Source organism: Aeribacillus sp. FSL K6-1305 (assembly GCF_038050115.1).
Taxonomy (GTDB): Bacteria; Bacillota; Bacilli; order Bacillales; family Aeribacillaceae; genus Aeribacillus; species Aeribacillus composti.
Genome location: NZ_JBBOQV010000002.1, coordinates 1636991 through 1654683, shown reverse-complemented (window position 1 = coordinate 1654683; position 17693 = coordinate 1636991). Strand labels below are relative to the sequence as shown.

Genomic DNA, 17693 nt, shown 5'->3' with positions numbered 1-17693 from the left:
GGACACTTATTTGGCTAATTCATAAATCGCTTGAGCGTAGATGGCTGTCGCTTTTAACAGGTCTTCGATATAAATGTATTCGTCTTTTTGATGAGCGATATCTTCCCTTCCCGGAAACAACGGACCAAAGGCGATTCCTGCCTTGAGAGATCTGGCATAAGTGCCGCCGCCGATGGAGATGAGCTCCGCTTTTTGCCCTGTTTGCTCTTCATACACTTTTTTCAATGTTTGAATAAGCGGATGATTTTGTTCTACGTAATGGGGAGCTGAATCGGAAAAGTGAATCAGCTGGCAACCAGCTATTTTTTCTAGTTTTTCTTTAATCTCGCTCCCTTTTTTTGTTACAGGATAGCGGATATTAATGCTAACGGTTTTCTCTTTCCCCTTTTCGTAATGAATAATTCCGACATTCACCGTTAACTCACCGCTTACTTCATCTTGTGTTGAGATATCCAGCTTTTTCCCTCTTGTATCTTGATAAAAATAACGATTAATCCAATCAACAAAGCCTTTTCCTTCGCCATCCAGCGGCAATGCTGACAAAAAATTCGCCAAATAAATCCCGGCATTTTTTCCGTTATCAGGTTCCATCGCATGAGCGGATATCCCTTCAAGCTCGGCGACTGCACCTTCTTCATTTTGATACATTCGACCTTTTAATTGTGATGCTGATAAAAATTGCTTAAAGCTTTTTTCAACCTCTGAGAAATTTTGGACATTTCCAAGCACAGCTTTCGCAAAATCAGGAACCATGTTAAACCGTCTGCCGGAAGAAAAGCTTTTTAACACATATTTTCCTGCTGCATGTTTATTCACGCTGTTCACCGAAAACACTGCATCGATTATCCCTTTTTCTGCATGAATAATTGGAAAATCAGCATCTGGCGCAAATCCGATGTCAGGCATTTCTTCATGCTTAAAGTAATGATCGACACAGCGCCAGTCACTTTCTTCATCAGTGCCAATGATCATTCTCACCCGCTTAGATAACGGAAGACCTAATTCTTTTACAATTTTCATGGCGTAGTATACTGCCATCGTCGGCCCTTTATCATCCAACGCACCGCGGGCATATATTTTCCCATCATGGATCGTTGCGCCGTAAGGATCAAATGACCAGCCGTCCCCTTCTGGCACGACATCAACATGGCAGAGGACGCCGACGATTTCCTTTCCTTTTCCCATTTCAATATGACCGGCATATCCGTCTAAATTTTTGACTTGAAACCCGTCTTTTTCCCCTTTTTGCAAAAGATGTTCTAACGCCCTTCTGATCCCAGTGCCAAAAGGCGCTCCCTCCCCTATTGTTGAAGGATCAAGCACACTTTTAATTTTTAAAAAAGTTTGGGCATCAGAGATGATTTCTTCCTTCCGCTTCAAAACTTCCCTCATCCAATTCATTCTGTTCGCTCCTTGTATTTTATATTTCGATGATAGGTGAAATGTCTATCGATTTCAATAGAAACATTAAATAGAGGAGTGGATGTTCGCATATGTCATATGAAGACGACGATTATTAAACCGAGTATTTTATATTACGGCATACCAGTCATTTTACTTACGACGTTAAATGAAGATGGAACGGTAAATATTCATTTACCCTAGGTAATCACATCATTTTAGGCCTAGGGGTTGGCGGGAAAGCCATTGAGAATTAGGAAAGGCTAGCTGAATGTGTGATCAATCTGCCGAATCCTAATCTATGGGAAAAAGTAGAACGACTAGCCCCCTTCACAGGTAAACGCAAAGTACCGAAGGAGGAGGAAAAACTCGGTTTCAGATTTGAAAACAATGAATATGGGTGGAGCGGCTTAACGCCTGTAGCATCAGTGTCTGTTCAACCGGACCGAATCTTGGAATGTCCGTTGCAGATCGAAGCAAAGGTAATGGATACGAAGGTACCAGCTTATGCACCATACTTTGCGGTTGTAGCAACAAAAGTGATTCATGTCCATGCTCATGAAGACATTGTGATCGATAACTGCTACATTGATCAGAACCAATGGTGTTTTTTGCAAAATAAAAGTGGAGTCTACGTTCTTTTGGTGAAAAATTGAGTAATTGATAACATGGAGTTAAAAAATGATATTTACATCCTCATTTTCTCAATTAATCTCTTCCTTTCACCAAGATCGCATAAGAACGATAAAAGTGCAGAGAATTGCAAAATCTTTATGCAGTTATATGGGGCAACACATGGAGAGGGAGCCATGATAACCTTTTTTGGTTTTGCCAAAACTATTGAAGCTGGCGCTTGGCTAAAGAATCATGGCTACAGAGGATCCATGTCAAGCCCTTGATGGCTAGACCGCATATATGTATATTTATACAAAATTTTGATATTGATATACTACAACACTCTGTATTTTTTTCTTGCAGAAAACAATGTATATTCACAAGTAAAACTCGATCTTACGCAAATTCTTTTCTTCTAAAGTGGAGCAACCCTAAGGTAGTAAAAAGAATAAGTAATACGCTAAATACTGCGAACAATTCTTCGTAGGAAGGTCGGAAAAGTTCATAGGCTGGAGACATCATCATCGAGGGCTGAGCCCACGGATAGTAAAAGGCATACGGAGTCTGACTAACCATTAAGACCGGGATCGTCAAGGCTATGTTTACCGTGAGAGGGAGTCCGAAGCTTCTCCAATTAAAGGCCAACCATAGCTGTAATGAAGCGAGCGGCAGAGAAGCTAGCCAGCCAAATAGGCCATATAATACAAAATCTTTTAATACAAACGTTCCCGAAAGATCAACGATGTGACCAATGAAAATATATTGACCGACTAAGGATAGCTGGGTTACGGCCAACAGTAAATATAAAATAAATAATTTAGCGAAATAAAGCTTGATGCGTGAAATAGGAAAGCTTAAAATTTGTTTCCATCCCCCTGTTAAATGATCAAACCTGCATATGGTAACGGCATAGATTCCAACAAGAGTGGGAAGAAAGATCATTCCGTAAAAAATTACAACTTGTGACCATGCTTCAACCCATAAATTATCATCTGGACCGATGAATTCCCTTGCGTTAACAAGGAAATTTCCAACCCCTAGGAAGATGGATAAACTTGGGACGAGAAGGGCTAGAGCCCAAAGAACCGACCGTTTCGTTTTTAAAAGCTCAACTGATAAAATGTTGGAGAACATAGTTCTTCCTCCTTATACGAATTCTTTTTTTCTAAAATGAATAAATCCAACCAGAAGAATCATAAAACCGATGATAAAGCTAGTGCCGACAATGTCCCATGGCAAGCTAGCCATCTCCTGGTTAGGCGAGGGTAGCACTTGCACATAAAATGACCAGGGTAACCATCTTCCTAACGGCAGCTGGCCCCCAAGTATTGCTAGTAAAATTCCCAATGATCCAATCGTGATCGGGATCGCTTGGTTTTGAAAGATAAGCGCTAGCCATAACTGCAAAGCAATAAGTGGAACAGCAGCCAAGAATGGAAGAAGGGAAAATCCGAGAATATACGTCCAAGGAAAAGATTCATTTCCAAGCAGCATGCCTAAGCAAACAATTCCTACTGTTAAAATTAATCCTGAAATGATCGTGAGGACCGTTGACCATGCAAATTTGTTGACGTATATGTGAAATCGTGAAACTGGCATTGAAAAAATAAATTTCCAGCTGTTACCTTGATGTTCTACATTTGCAATGATTGATGTGATGAGTGTTACTTCTAAGGGAATGGCTAGGAGTATGAGGAAAAAGCTAAAGATCCATATTGGGTCCCACATAGTCATGCTATCCTGTTCTACTTGTTGAACAATTGTGTCAAAGCGTAAAAAGATATTTAAAGCATTTGCAATAATTATAATGAATGGTATGATCAACGGAAGCAGCCAAAGCCATGTCCGCTTGTATTTGACCATTTCGGAAGCTATTACTTTGCTCATCATACGGATTCACCCACCCCCGTAAGTTCGATAAAAATATCTTCTAATGATCGTTTCACTTCTTCTAATCTGTACACCCAGAACCCTTCGGAAACAAGTGCATAATTGATTTTACCTACAAGTTCAGGATCTGTGTCCTCCATGACTAATCTAGTGCCCGCAAGCTTTGCATAGTAACCTTGTTCTTTCAGGAAGGCAACTGCTTTTTCTGCCTGTTCGACGCCAATGTGCAAAGCTGGTTTACTTTTCTCTTTTAGTACATTGATGGAATCTTGGAAAATTAATTCGCCTTTATTGATGATGCCTACTTGATCGGCCATTTGTTCAATTTCACCTAGTAAATGGCTTGAAACGATGATCGTCATGTTGTGTTGTTTCGGCATCGTTTTAATCAGTTCACGTATTTCTTGAATCCCTGCTGGATCAAGGCCGTTTGTCGGCTCATCTAAAATAAGGAGCTTAGGTTGTACGAGTAAAGCGGTTGCAATCCCTAGGCGTTGCTTCATTCCTAGTGAATATTGCTTAACCTTTTTATCTGCTGCTTTTGTCAGTCGGACGATATTTAGTACTTCAGCTATTCGTTTTTCTGGTACACCTAATAGCCTGCGGGCGGCTTCCAAATTCTCATATCCCGTTAAATGACCGTAATACGAAGGGGTCTCCACTAACGACCCGACTTTACTTAAAATCTCCATACGATGTTTTGCTAAATCTTTTCCGAATATTTTGACACTCCCTTTAGTCGGTTTGATCAGTCCGAGAAGCATACGAATAGTTGTGCTTTTTCCTGCTCCATTCGGACCTAAAAATCCGTAAATCGATCCTTCTTTTACGTTTAAATTGACGTTTTTCACCGCATATTGCTTCCCGTATTTCCTCGTTAAGTGACTCGTATTAATGACATCCATCACTTTGTTCCTCCTTCTTACATGTAAAATTCATATATAAAAGGCTGCTAATGGTTAGATTGTCAACCATTTTTCAACAAAAATTCCAAGATAAATGTTTCATTGAGTTAGATTAATATTGTTGATTTGGCAAAACACCTCAAAAGAGAAATGCCTTATTCATAAATAGTTGTCATCCAATCGACTATTCCGAGGTTTTGCTCTTCCCGCAGTTGCTCCACGTTATGATGGCCAATGATCTTACCGTCTTTTATCGCGATCACCTCATCTAAGATGTTTTCTACTTCTCGGATCTCATGAGTGGTGATCAGAACGAGCTGTTTTTCTAGATCGATAAAGGAGATCAGTCCTTTGACGATCGATTGACGTACCATCGGGTCCAATCCTGAAAGTGGTTCATCCATCAGGATAATTGGGGCGTTGCGGGCAAGGGACAGCACGATTTTTAATCGACCGCGGCTTCCTTTTGACAGCTCTTTCAACTTGCTTACCGAATCGAGCTTCATAAATGTTAAAATTTCATAGGCCTTTTTCAGATCAAAATCAGGAAATTGACTAGCATAAAATTCAATCGTTTGTTCGACGTTATAAAATCGGTAAAACTCATCCAGCTCTGATAAATAGGAGACTGTGGAGGCCACACGGCGATTCGCCTTGCTCCCACTAACGAGCACTTCTCCTCTCGTCGGATAAGCGAGGCCGGCGATTAACTTCAACATCGTTGATTTTCCACTCCCGTTTTCACCGACCAGTCCGATAATTTTTCCCCGTGTAAGCTTTAAGTTCACTTCATGCAGTGCTACTTTTTGACGATATTTTTTCGTTACTTGTTTAAATAAAATCATCGCTCAGATGCTCCCTTCTTAGTCAAATAAGAATCTAGCCCTGCTTTAATTTCGTCGTCAGAATACCCCATTTCCCGCATTCCATGTACAAAACGGGATATTTCCCTTTCCTTCATTTCCTCCCGGATCGCCTGGAGAACTTGCTCATCGACTGTAACAAATGTTCCTTGACCCCGTTTGGACTCCACAATTTTCAAACCCTCTAGTTCACGGTATGTTCGCTGTACCGTATTCGGATTCACGTTAACCTCAAGTCCCATGTCACGTACTGAGGGGAGCTTTTCACCAAGTTGTAATTCACCACGGACGATTTGCCGTTTTATACGTTCCGCTAATTGTAAATAAATCGGCTCTGCAGAATTGAATATATCAGACATCGATTATACCTCAACTTTCCGATCAAGAATCCAGCTGCCTCCGACAAAAAGCAAGCTAGCCAATACGAGATCCCGTACGAAATGACCGATGTAAAAAACGGTTGATGCTTCTTCAATTTCAAAACTATAGATTTCATTTGAAATGCTAAACTCAATCCCTGAAAGCACACTTTCATTGTTAACCTCCCCCCAATCGAATAAGAAGGATACGCCTTCAACTGTATTGAAGAGTGATACGACGACGAGAAAAAATAAGAACGTCAACACAAAACTAAGAAAATCATTATACGTTTTGCTTAACGTCATAAAGACCGTCCAAAAGAACAAATAGGTACACCCTAGTAATAACGTTGTTGTGAATAAGGTGATTACGGACAAAATAAGAGTAGTCAGCCATTCACTTACATTGATAGACACCATGCTGTTTACGTAAGCTTGCCATAATACAATTGCTGCAGTGATAAGGGTAATGAGCATATAGGAAAGGCCAGAAACTAGCTTCGCCAATAAGAGTTGTACGATCGGCAGCGGGTTATGGAGCCACAAATGCATTCGTTTTCGCTCTACATCCAGGCTGTAAAGCATGTAATAGGCTAAATAAAAGCCATGAAGAGCAACCGTAGCAAACGCCCCAATCGTTAACGTTTCCCACATTAAGTCAATCGATAGGCCAATTATGGTACTAATGGCGAAGATCCCGATCAGAACGATCAATGAGAAAATAAACGCAGGAAGTCCTAGTCTGAATTCCTTTTTTGTTAAATTGAGCCAAGCAGTCATTATTATGCCTCCTATCTTTGAGTGTATCATTGTACTAATAAAATAGTACACTAATACAAAGGTACCGTCAAGGGAATTTTAAACTAAATGAAAGGAATTGTGCGTAAGCCTTTAGTGAAACGTAAAAAAACCCCTGTCTATTATGACAAGGGAAAGAGATTAGGGTATCACTTAAAAAACTTTTTCGAGCTTTTTTGCTTGTTTTCCTTTCGGGCTTTCCATATTCCCGAATTCAAAGAATTTGACCTGTTTGATACCGACATAATGAAAAATGGCTTTTCTTATTAATGTTTTGTGGGTGTTATTTAGGAAAAGAAAGGATAATAGGTCGGGCCTCTCATCATAGAAACACAAACAATTGACTTTCCTTTTAATAGCTCTTCTAGTACAAGTCCTTCTTCGTCTCTATAGGCGATGTTAGATGCAAATAGTTGATCGATGTAACCAAGGAGGCTAGCAGGAGATCGGCCCTACCAAATTGGATAGACAAACACGAGCTTGTCAGCCCAAAGAATTTGCTTTCAATACGCTTCAAAGGCGGGATCCTGATGCTGATCCCGTCTCCGCTTTGTTTCATTAAATACAAGTAGTGGATCAAATTGTTCTTTATATAAATCTAATACCTCTTGAATGCTCGGGTTTTCCCTACTACCTTGGATGATTTTTTGCAAAAAAGAATGACAAAGACTCTGATATTAGGGTGGGTATAAATAACGAGTAGTAGCTTCATAAATTCCTCTTTCTACTTAATTATCATTTAATAGTTAGATGGTGCGGATATAGTGTTTAGTTGTCAAATTGTCAATTGAATCGATATTGCGACGCAAATTTCGTTTGAATGGTTTACGGGTGATAGATGGGAATCAAGTCGCTTGGAATGGGGAAACTGCTGTTGCCTCTAAACTGAGGCGAAAAGGAATTGACCAATATATCTTGATACTTTTTTTCCAGTAAATGTTATTTGTTTTACTGGGCTCCTTAAAAATTGCTTTTTTACATCTTGGTAAGATGAAAATTTCCAATTCCTTAAAAAATAGTGCTTGACATATTACCTTAGTACTTACTGATGTTTTTACGGCTCATCATTTCATTATCACCTACATTCAATTATAAAATACCAGCACCCCTCTTGCAAAAAAGTTAAAAAACGAATATTATATATGTGTTTTTATAAAATGTTCGTATTTAATTGGAGGTATCATATGTTTAAACTAAAAGAACACGGAACAAATGTTAAAACTGAAATTATTGCCGGTTTAACCACCTTTTTAACAATGGTATATATCGTTGTTGTCAATCCGATTATCTTATCGGAAGCAGGCGTTCCGTTTGATCAAGTGTTTACAGCGACAGTTGTTGCCACGATCATCGGCACATTGTGGATGGCGCTGTCGGCAAATTATCCGATTGCGATCGCCCCGGGTATGGGAATGAACGCATATTTTGCCTATACTGTTGTTGGGGCGGAAAAAGTTAATTATGAAATCGCCTTTTCAGCAGTATTTCTTGCAGGCATCTTATTTATTATTCTTTCGCTAACTCCGTTTCGTAAACAAATAATTGAGGCCATTCCAAGCAATTTAAAAAATGGAATTACCGCCGGCATCGGCTTATTTATTGCGTTTATCGGACTAAGAATGACCGGGCTGATCACCGATCATCCGCAAAATTTAGTGACTCTTGGGGATCTGCATTCCCCTTCCGTTGTTCTCGCCTTAGTCGGCCTTGCTATAACTCTTATCTTAATGAGCTTGAATGTTCATGGTGCACTTTTTATCGGAATGATTTGTACCGGTATCATCGCATTTTTTACCGGACAATTATCGTTTGACCAAGGAATTGTTTCAATTCCAAAACTGCCGGAAGGCATTATAATCTCCAACCCGATTGATGCAATTGGGGATGTGATTCAACATGGCCTATTTGCAGTCGTCTTTTCCTTTTTATTAGTCACCATTTTTGACACAACTGGAACAATGATCGGTGTTGCCAAACAAGCAGGTTTAATGAAAGGGGATGAAATGCCGAACGCACGCAAAGCCCTTCTAGCTGACTCAATAGCAGCAACAGCAGGGGCTATGCTCGGAACAACTCCGACGAGTGCTTACATTGAGTCTTCTTCAGGAGTAGCTGCTGGCGGTAGAACTGGATTGACAACTTTAACCGTTGCCGTATTGTTTGGAGCTGCTGCATTTTTCAGTCCGATCGTTGCAGCTGTGTCCGGCATTTCAGCGATTACAGCACCTGCGTTAATTATAGTTGGAAGCTTAATGATGGGCTCAATTGCCGAAATTAATTGGAAAGAAATTGATGAAGCATTTCCAGCCTTTTTAGTTATTTTAAGCATGCCGCTTACATCAAGTATTGCAACTGGAATTGCGCTCGGATTTATCTCTTATCCTCTCATGAAAGTCATGAAAGGAAAATGGAAAGAGGTTCATCCATTTTTGTACATTTTCGCCGTACTATTTTTCATCCAGCTCTTTTTCCTGGGAGGTCATTAATTAAGAGGCTTTCCCAAAAGGAAAATCTATTAAAAATAAAAAATGGATATCGGGTTTTGAATTAGAAATAACCTCTCTAAGCTGATATGCACCCCTTAAGGTAGAGCAATCTGTTTACCTTAAGGGGAGTTTTTCTATGTATAAACATTCGAAAATCTTTGCGTAACACCGTTTCGTCGTTCACCAAAAGAGCTTTTCTATGTATCAAGATTCGAGAGAGTTCTGGATGCGGGCTGGACCTCTATTCAGTTGGAACGAACCTATTAGATGATTTTGTGGGACATGGATCCACATAAGCGGAATAAACTTTATTTCTACAGTTAAAATAATCATCATGATCGTAACGGTATGAGGTATGATTAGAACAGAAAAGAAACGTCCATAAACGTTCCTTTTCTTATTTTAAATAACGATCCAATTATGCTTGTACATTTACACCTTTTTCGTCTAACTCGATTTTTTTCATTTCTTCAGCAGGAAGCTTCTCAATCTTGAAACCGACGAAAGCATAAATGATGGCGATCAACGGACTGATAATATTCAAAATTGCATACGGTGCATGGCTTAATGTAGCCACTCCCAAAGTCGCAGACATAAAGGCCCCGCAAGTGTTCCATGGAACGAGGGGAGAGGTCATCGTCCCTGCATCTTCCAATGTCCTAGACAGATTTTTTGCATGCAAACCACGTTTTTTATAAGCAGTCAAATACATTCTTCCCGGAATTAAAATCGATAAATATTGGTCACAGGCAACGACATTCACTGTTACACAAGTAGCAACGTTGCCGTAATTAAGCTTCCAGTTGATTTTGCCAGTTTCAGTAAAGAGTCGACGATTATCTACAGCACTCCGCTTGTTTCTAAAATTCCCCCGAAACTCATGGCAATCATAACAAATGAAACTGTATACATCATTGCTTCTGTACCGCCGTTATTCAATAAATTGTCAACGACTTCATTTCCTGTTTCCTTTGAAAACCCATAAACCTCGATACTAAAAATGTCTGAAACAGCCATGATGGAGCCATCGCGACTGAATATTCAGTCTCCTGGTGGGAACAGATAAATGTAATTGAATAAAGCATAATCTGAGGATATTCTATAGAACCTTACAAAAAATTCTTGACAGTACCTTTATTTGCAATCTTCTTTATTCCCTTTCTATTTTTCTAAATTCTTATTTATAAAATTTTTCATTACTTTATTTACCTTAATTCCTCCATTCAAGCCATTAGTTCTGTAACTTCCTATATGTATTCCTATAATTTCATTTTTACTATTTAAAATCGGAGATCCCGATTGCCCTGATGTCGTATCTATATCATAATAAAGATTAAAGAGATCTTCGCTCAATACCCTTCCATTCATTTCATATTGCGAGACTGTACCAGTTTCCTCCAGTTTATCAACTGGATAGCCAATTACTTTAATAGGCTTTCCTTTGGTATATTTAATATTTTTAATATCCAACTTTTCTATGTTCTGCCCAATGGGTTTATCTAATTTTATAATGGCATAATCAAATTTAGAATTCCCTGAATGAATATATGGTTCTGGAACAATATATTCTATAGAATCTGCAGACTCAAAAGGAAATTCATCCTTATTTACTCCTGGATATATTGTACTATTTCTATAAAACTGTTTTGTGTCTGGATTATATACACAATGGGCTGCTGTCAAAACCTTATCATCGTCAACAATCGTTCCTGTACAGATTGAGTCAAGAGAGTATATGAAAGAAATAGATGAGTATGGTTTTTTTTCTGAATTTACTACTTCAGAGCGTTCATCTTTCCCAATAATTGAAAAAGGAGTAATGATTGTATTAATGTTTCCTTCATTAGCACTCGCATTAATATTGTTACCAAAGAGTAAAATAAATAGAATAGTAAATTTTAAAATAAAAAAACATCGACTATTTTTCATTTTATAAATTCCTTTCACTTATTTGTATTTTGGGATTGCTTATCTTCTCTTTCTATCATTTTCCCAATTTTTCCAATTCCCAAAAAACCAAAATACATAATTGTATAAAAAATTATCTCTGTATCAGAATAGAATTTAACAATATCCATACGTGATACTGTAATTTTCATATAAAAAATAAATAATGATAACTCGATTATGTGAACGATGAAAATTCCTCCAAATTTATTAAATCCCGTATAATTAACGATAGTTTCCAATAAGATACTTAAAGGAATAAGTAAGATAAATCCAGCAAGTACATTCAAAGATAAAAATATTGGCCCATAAAAACTTAAAAACTCGAAACTAACAATTATACTCGCTACATACTGTAAACCCATTATGAAACATATAATGATAATTAAAACAATTACTATAAATATAGGAACTAAAAAAAAATCTTTTTTCATGTCAACAATTAAAAGCAGAACAGTTGACTGTTCTGCTCCCTCCTTATTTCTTAAGTTTATAATAGAAATGAAACGATAATTTTAGCAATATCATCTGCAACATCTTCTGGTATACCAGCTTTTTGAAGACCTTTAGATATTCCGCTTTCTGTTGTTTTTTCTGCTTTTTCCAGTCCATCGGCTATTTTTAATCGATATTTTTTTATTTTATTAGCTGCTGATTTGCTTAAAGGTGCGAGAGCTTTCTCAAGTACCCATCCACCTGCTCTTAATATTGATGCAAGAACTTTTAATTTAGCTTCTTCATCGACTGAATCTTTCACTACTTTAGATGTTGCTATTTTAGTTGTCTTACTATGAGTAGCTGCCGATGCTCCTATTGGTCCAATTCCTAAGATTAATATACTAAGACTTATTACTGCAGGTAACACTTTCGATTTCATAATTTTCATTTTCTCCCCCCTTTCTTTTTAAAATTTTAAAAATTCTATATTATTTTTATCCGAAATTATAACATATAATACCAATAATGTAAATATTTTTAATTGATTTTCCCAATAGTACAACATTAATACTGCCAATTTATCTCTTTATCCATATCCTCCTATCTCAATAAAAATCTTTACTTATGTCGTAACACGTATCGAGATTCTTCGAGAAAGTTTCACCATCTTAACAAGGCTTATCGTGTTCGTTCTTCTATGCCAAACGCACATTTTTCCTAGACAACGGTGTTACATTTTATTTGACGCTTACTGTAAATGTTATCTAAGTAGTAAAATGAAATATATCATCATTGAAGTATTTTTATGCATAAGATTTCTAACATTTCAGGTCAGTTCCTTTCATCTTTTTTATGATCATCAATTTTGACAGCAAAAATTTGCCTTTGTTCATACAACGTTTTTTATTTGCATCTGTTATTGCTTAGACAAAGATAATTTGTGAACTTTTGAAAATCTAATCACCAATGGAACCTTTTTTACCAATTGAAGGAATCATCACTTCACTATTTGTCTATTCGACTGGGGTTAGTTCAAGCTGTTAAATCGGCCTATGAGAGGTAAGTATTGTAAATATTATGTGAATTTTATGAACACACTGGAAAGTTTACATGTAAATTGTGTATAATGGAATTGTACCACTTTAGGAGTTTGACATCTAATGCATGGACATTGAAGAGTATGTAGGTTTGTGATTTCGATGCATTAAATGATAGGGAGTGGTTTTTTGAAACCTTCAACAAACCGTATGCTAACCCGAATCAAATCCGTCTACATGTTCATTCATGAAAGGGGTACAGTAACAACTCAAGAGCTTGTCGATGAATTTGGTATTACCCCCAGAACGATTCAGAGGGATTTAAACGTGTTAGCATATAACGATTTAGTGCACAGTCCTGCAAGAGGAAAATGGGCAACAACTAACAAGAAGGTCAAGATGTCATCCTAGCTGCTAAAAAAAGAAAATTTGGTTATTCGTTCACATACATATATGGGGCTGATCCAAAAGTTACATAACTTTTGGTCTCAGCCCCTTTTTGTCTGCTGTTGCAAGCAATTTCCACCTTTTTCGGCGCCAGTTTGTCCGCCTTTTTAAAAAACGGAAGTTCAATTTGAACGTTTTTCAAACTACAAAGGAAAATCGGCTGAATCGCCCGGCTGCCCTTGAATCGATCGCAGTTGTTCTAATTCTTCTTTTGTCAGTTCTCGATATTCCCCTGTTTGCAATGTTTGATCTAGTTCAAGCGTTCCCATTTGGATTCGTTTTAAATATTTCACTTTTTTTCCGACAGCAGAAAACATCCGCTTAATTTGATGGTATTTACCCTCCGTTATGGTGACAAAAACTTCAGAAATGTCGTCTGCCTTAATAATTTCAAGCAAGGCAGGCTTTGTAACATAACCGTCATCAAGTTTTACACCTGCTTTGAACCGCTCGACATCTTTCTCTGCCACTAGACCAATAACTTCCGCAAAATATTTTTTAGGAACATTTTTCTTGGGCGATGTTAATTGATGGGCAAGCTGTCCGTCCGATGTTAACAGCAATAGCCCTTCGGTATCTTTGTCAAGCCTGCCGACAGGAAAGGGATTATAGCGAAGATCTTCCGGATCAAGCAAATCGACCACAGTCTTTTGGACGTTGTCTTCTGTAGCAGATAAAAAACCAGCTGGCTTGTTCATCATGAAATAAACATGTTCTTTGTACAACACCTGTTCACCGTTAATGATGATTTCTTGTTTATTCGGGTCGACATTTGTTTTCGGATCCGTCACCACTTCTCCATTCACATGGACGACCCGTTCCTTTAGCAGCTTTTTTACTTCTTTCCTGCTGCCGTAGCCAGCGTGTGCTAATAGTTTATCAATACGCATATTATCTACCCCCTTTCCTTCCTCTTACTTAAAAATCTAGTTCCAAAAATAACTTTTAGGAATCCTGATTGCTTAGCCAGCCAAAAATACGAGCCTGCTCCTAATAATGCAGCAATTCCAACCATGATGGCGGCATTTGTTTTACTTGCATGATAATCAAAAAAGACAGTGAAGAGAGAGGAAAACGCTACAACGACAATTGACATACAGATGACCAAAATTCCCGTAAATATTGTTCTTTTCCAAAATCTTTTATACGAGTAGCGTGTATGACGGCGAATCATCATAAATCCGTATATGAGCGAGCCAAGAAACCCGATCGCAGTTGCCATAATCGAACCGTATGCACCAAACTGCGTGATAAGCCAGCTGTTTAAACAAATTTTTAGCAGAAGACCGAATGCAAGGCTGATGACAGCCAATTTTTGCTTGTTAATCCCCTGCAAAATGGCGGCTGAAACAGTGAAATAAGAAAAAAGCAAAGCGATCGGTGCATAGGCAGCTAAAATGCTTGCACCTGTTTCATTGTCATTATAAAAAAACATGTAGATTGGTCCGGAAAGAATAATGATCCCAATGGATGCAGGGAGAACGAGAAACATTAATGTTTGAAACGCTTGGTCAATTTGTCTTCTAACAAACGGAAAGTTTTGATTCGTGAACGCATTTGTAATGGCCGGCACGAGCGTTAAGCCAAAAGCGGTTGCTAAAGAAACAGGAATCATGACAATTTTATTCACTAAAAAATTGACCATGGCATATAATTCTTGCGCTCTTTCGCCTTCTCCCGCCTGAATCATAGCTTTATTAAACGTAAAAGAATCGACAAATTGATATAAAGGAATAGCTAGTCCTACAAATACAAACGGACCGGCATACCTGAACACCTCGAGAAACATTTGCTTCGTGGAAATGCCGGACGGTTCAATTTTGTTCTCCTGCATCGCCAATAAGGAATTTTTTCTTTTCATCCAATACAAAAAAAGGACGAACAGCCCGCCGATGGCGCCAACAAAGGCGGCAAATGTCGCATAACCGACCGCTGTAATGATATCGCCATGTATAACTTTTAAAATGATATAGCTGGAAGCAAGCAAAAAAATGATGCGCACTATCTGTTCGATCACTTGGGACACGGACGTCGGCCCCATCGACTGATGCCCTTGAAAAAAACCTCGTATTAAACTCATAATCGGAACAACTATAAGCGCAAGGCTGACCATTCGTATAACATATGTGACATCCTCAACTGTCACACCTTGCAGCTCCTGTTGGCCAAGCTGGTGTTCCGCAAAGAAAGGAGCAGTCACAAATAAAATGAAACAAGTGAAAATTCCTCCTAGAAGCATAAACAGCATCCCAGAGCGAAACATTCTGCGGCTTGTCTCGTAATCACCAATGGAATTATATTTTGCGACAAATTTTGAAATGGCCATAGGAAATCCCATTGTCGCAATGCTTAAAAAAATCGTATACGGTACATATCCATATTGATACAAAGCACTTCCCGTTTCTCCAACTAACGCGAAAAACGGAATGACGTAAATCATTCCTAAAATCCTTGAAATATATGTACCTAATGTTAAAATAAACGTCCCTCTTAATAATTTATCCGACATGTTTTGCTCACCATTGTTTCCTACAAAATTTTCAACTATAATATTTTACCATAATCACTAGGAACTAAGATATAGTCATCACTCATTGAATTCAAAAATTCATCTTTTTATAATGATATAAGACTAGGATGTAGACGAAACTGAGGATCAATCTAAAAGTACGAAAAAATTGGACAAGCAACATTAACTTCTTAAAGGTTGTGACAATATGAATTATGATGTAGCAGTGATTGGAGGAGGACCATCTGGTTTGATGGCCGCCATCGCCGCCGCTGAAAACGGGGCGAACGTGCTGTTGATCGATAAAGGAGAAAAATTAGGAAGAAAGCTGGCGATCTCCGGTGGAGGGCGGTGCAATGTAACAAATCGCCGATCCATTGAAGAAATTATCAAAAATATTCCTGGCAACGGTCGATTTTTATATGGCGCTTTTTCGCAATTTAATAATGAAGACATTATACGCTTTTTCGAAAACCTCGGAGTTCGTTTAAAAGAGGAAGACCATGGCCGGATCTTTCCAGTATCAAACAGAGCTCAAGACGTAGTCAATGCGCTGCTTTCCGAACTAAAAAGGCTGAACGTTACAATTAAAACAAATCATCCGGTTGAAAACATCGAATATAGTGAAAGCAGAGTAAAAGGAATCTGGTTGAAAAATAAAACCTTTATTCCTGCCAAAGCTGTTGTCGTTGCTGTCGGAGGAAAATCTGTTCCCCATACAGGAAGTACTGGAGACGGATATGTGTGGGCAAAAAAAGCCGGTCATACTGTGACGGAATTATTCCCAACTGAAGTGCCGATTACTTCGAATGAACCGTTTATCCGAACAAAACAATTGCAAGGCCTGTCATTAAGGGATGCCGCTTTAACTGTTTTGAATCAAAAGGGCAGACCGATTATTACACACAAAATGGATTTTATTTTTACCCATTTCGGCTTATCAGGTCCTGCTGCACTAAGATGCAGCCAATTTGTCGTAAAACAATTGAAAAAAGAAAAAACGGTGACATTGTCGATTGACGCTTTTCCTACTGAAAACGAAGAAAATCTTTTTCAGCATATTTGGCTGAATTTGAAAGACGAACCGAAAAAGGCTGTTAAAAATGTGTTAAAAGGTCTTCTGCCTGAACGATATTTGCTATTTTTGCTGGAAGAATCCGAAATTGACCATTCGATGACATTCTCCCAACTTTCAAAAGATAAGCTGCGCCAATTTGTCCGCTTAGTGAAAGATTTCCGGTTCGAAGCAAACGGCACGCTCCCAATCGAAAAAGCGTTTGTGACCGGAGGAGGCGTTTCTATAAAGGAAATCGATCCAAAGACGATGGCCTCTAAACTAATGAACGGTCTTTATTTTTGCGGCGAAATATTGGATATTCACGGCTACACGGGCGGCTACAACATCACGGCTGCGCTCGTAACAGGACGGTTGGCAGGCTTGCACGCAAGCCGTTACGTGGAAAAGAGCGAACCGATAAGTTGAACTGCCTCCTGTCAAGTAGTCAGTGGAAATAATAAAAGTTGATCTAAGGGGTCTTGGCTCTATATTCCAAAGGACTGAGACCGTTTAATTTTTCTTGATAAAGATGGTAATTGTAAAATTGGATGTATTCGTCAATCGCATTCTTTAGCTCTTCAAATGTATCGTACTTATGTAAATAATATTTTTCACATTTACTGTTCCCCAAAAGGATGCCATTGGACCATTTATACATCGTCCAACACGAGACATATTATGTGTTAACCCTACTTGATCAATCCTTCCTTTAAATCCATGTGAAGTAAATTGAAATCCTCGATCACTATATAGTAAATAATGTTTACCACAAATAGAAGGAATTTCTTTGACTAACGTGTAAAACACTAGCTTATTATTATTAGATTGCTAAATACATAGCTAACAATAGAACCCAAAGGTCTAAAATAGCACTTAAATAAGCTTTCTTTGAAGAACCATATTTTAGTTCTATCACATTCGTTATCCATTTTTCATTCGGT

18 protein-coding genes and 1 pseudogene are annotated in these 17693 nt (G+C 38.3%); 4 read left to right on the top strand and 15 right to left on the bottom strand.

Annotated elements, in window-relative coordinates; genetic code table 11:
- Positions 1-6: 6 nt before the first annotated feature.
- Positions 7-1401: a dipeptidase PepV gene (gene pepV / locus NST97_RS17900; RefSeq protein ID WP_339211119.1), complete on the bottom strand. Its 1395-nt coding sequence runs from the start codon at positions 1399-1401 to the stop codon at positions 7-9.
- A gap of 275 nt (positions 1402-1676) precedes the next feature.
- On the opposite strand from pepV, the gene NST97_RS17895 reads away from it, so the two are divergent.
- Positions 1677-2057 carry a hypothetical protein gene (locus NST97_RS17895; protein WP_341343530.1) on the top strand — a complete coding sequence of 127 codons (381 nt, stop codon included), beginning with the start codon at positions 1677-1679 and terminating at the stop codon, positions 2055-2057.
- A gap of 355 nt (positions 2058-2412) precedes the next feature.
- Here the strand turns inward: NST97_RS17895 and NST97_RS17890 are convergent, their stop codons facing one another.
- From NST97_RS17890 to NST97_RS17860, 7 genes and pseudogenes are all read right to left on the bottom strand, one after another.
- The gene (locus NST97_RS17890; protein ID WP_341343529.1) at positions 2413-3150 is read right to left on the bottom strand and encodes an ABC transporter permease; all 738 of its coding nucleotides are present in this window, start codon (positions 3148-3150) and stop codon (positions 2413-2415) included.
- A gap of 12 nt (positions 3151-3162) precedes the next feature.
- Positions 3163-3903, bottom strand: a complete 741-nt coding sequence (locus NST97_RS17885) for an ABC transporter permease (RefSeq protein ID WP_339211114.1) — start codon at positions 3901-3903, stop codon at positions 3163-3165.
- Entirely contained in the window at positions 3903-4811 is a 909-nt protein-coding gene (locus tag NST97_RS17880) for an ABC transporter ATP-binding protein (RefSeq protein WP_341343528.1), read from the bottom strand. Before NST97_RS17880 ends, NST97_RS17885 begins: the two co-directional genes overlap by 1 nt.
- A 155-nt stretch (positions 4812-4966) precedes the next feature.
- Complete coding sequence (locus NST97_RS17875) at positions 4967-5656, bottom strand: ABC transporter ATP-binding protein (protein ID WP_339211110.1); 690 nt, start codon at positions 5654-5656, stop codon at positions 4967-4969.
- Entirely contained in the window at positions 5653-6033 is a 381-nt protein-coding gene (locus NST97_RS17870) for a GntR family transcriptional regulator (RefSeq protein ID WP_339211108.1), read from the bottom strand. Before NST97_RS17870 ends, NST97_RS17875 begins: the two co-directional genes overlap by 4 nt.
- 3 nt (positions 6034-6036) lie before the next feature.
- On the bottom strand, positions 6037-6813 hold the full coding sequence (locus NST97_RS17865) for a hypothetical protein (protein WP_339211107.1): 777 nt from the start codon (positions 6811-6813) through the stop codon (positions 6037-6039).
- Positions 6814-6984: 171 nt separating this feature from the next.
- Positions 6985-7543, bottom strand: a pseudogene (locus NST97_RS17860) (NAD(P)H-dependent oxidoreductase).
- Between the two features lie 472 nt (positions 7544-8015).
- Here NST97_RS17860 and NST97_RS17855 point away from each other — a divergent pair.
- Positions 8016-9317, top strand: a complete 1302-nt coding sequence (locus NST97_RS17855; protein ID WP_339211105.1) for an NCS2 family permease — start codon at positions 8016-8018, stop codon at positions 9315-9317.
- Positions 9318-9735: 418 nt separating this feature from the next.
- On the opposite strand, the gene NST97_RS17850 is transcribed toward NST97_RS17855, so the two are convergent.
- The 4 genes from NST97_RS17850 to NST97_RS17835 form a co-directional block, all read right to left on the bottom strand.
- Positions 9736-10080 carry a Na+/H+ antiporter NhaC family protein gene (locus NST97_RS17850; protein ID WP_339211102.1) on the bottom strand — a complete coding sequence of 115 codons (345 nt, stop codon included), beginning with the start codon at positions 10078-10080 and terminating at the stop codon, positions 9736-9738.
- A gap of 77 nt (positions 10081-10157) precedes the next feature.
- Positions 10158-10334 carry a Na+/H+ antiporter NhaC family protein gene (locus NST97_RS17845; RefSeq protein WP_339211101.1) on the bottom strand — a complete coding sequence of 59 codons (177 nt, stop codon included), beginning with the start codon at positions 10332-10334 and terminating at the stop codon, positions 10158-10160.
- Between the two features lie 144 nt (positions 10335-10478).
- Positions 10479-11246 (bottom strand): trypsin-like serine peptidase, encoded by a 768-nt coding sequence (locus NST97_RS17840; protein WP_339211099.1) that lies wholly within the window; start codon positions 11244-11246, stop codon positions 10479-10481.
- A gap of 508 nt (positions 11247-11754) precedes the next feature.
- Entirely contained in the window at positions 11755-12150 is a 396-nt protein-coding gene (locus NST97_RS17835) for a hypothetical protein (protein ID WP_339211097.1), read from the bottom strand.
- Between the two features lie 778 nt (positions 12151-12928).
- Here NST97_RS17835 and NST97_RS17830 point away from each other — a divergent pair.
- A complete protein-coding gene (locus NST97_RS17830) occupies positions 12929-13150 on the top strand; it encodes a DeoR family transcriptional regulator (RefSeq protein ID WP_063386591.1) in 222 nt (73 codons plus the stop codon).
- A 179-nt stretch (positions 13151-13329) separates the two neighbouring features.
- Here the strand turns inward: NST97_RS17830 and NST97_RS17825 are convergent, their stop codons facing one another.
- Both NST97_RS17825 and NST97_RS17820 read right to left on the bottom strand, forming a co-directional pair.
- Positions 13330-14076, bottom strand: a complete 747-nt coding sequence (locus NST97_RS17825) for a pseudouridine synthase (protein ID WP_341343527.1) — start codon at positions 14074-14076, stop codon at positions 13330-13332.
- Between the two features lie 5 nt (positions 14077-14081).
- A complete protein-coding gene (locus NST97_RS17820; protein ID WP_341343526.1) occupies positions 14082-15695 on the bottom strand; it encodes a putative polysaccharide biosynthesis protein in 1614 nt (537 codons plus the stop codon).
- A gap of 208 nt (positions 15696-15903) precedes the next feature.
- Between NST97_RS17820 and NST97_RS17815 the strand changes: the two genes are divergently transcribed.
- Positions 15904-17178, top strand: coding sequence for a BaiN/RdsA family NAD(P)/FAD-dependent oxidoreductase (locus tag NST97_RS17815; protein WP_341343525.1), 1275 nt, complete (start codon positions 15904-15906; stop codon positions 17176-17178).
- Between the two features lie 43 nt (positions 17179-17221).
- Here the strand turns inward: NST97_RS17815 and NST97_RS19395 are convergent, their stop codons facing one another.
- A complete protein-coding gene (locus NST97_RS19395) occupies positions 17222-17410 on the bottom strand; it encodes an IS3 family transposase (RefSeq protein WP_445684609.1) in 189 nt (62 codons plus the stop codon).
- Positions 17411-17693: the final 283 nt, after the last annotated feature.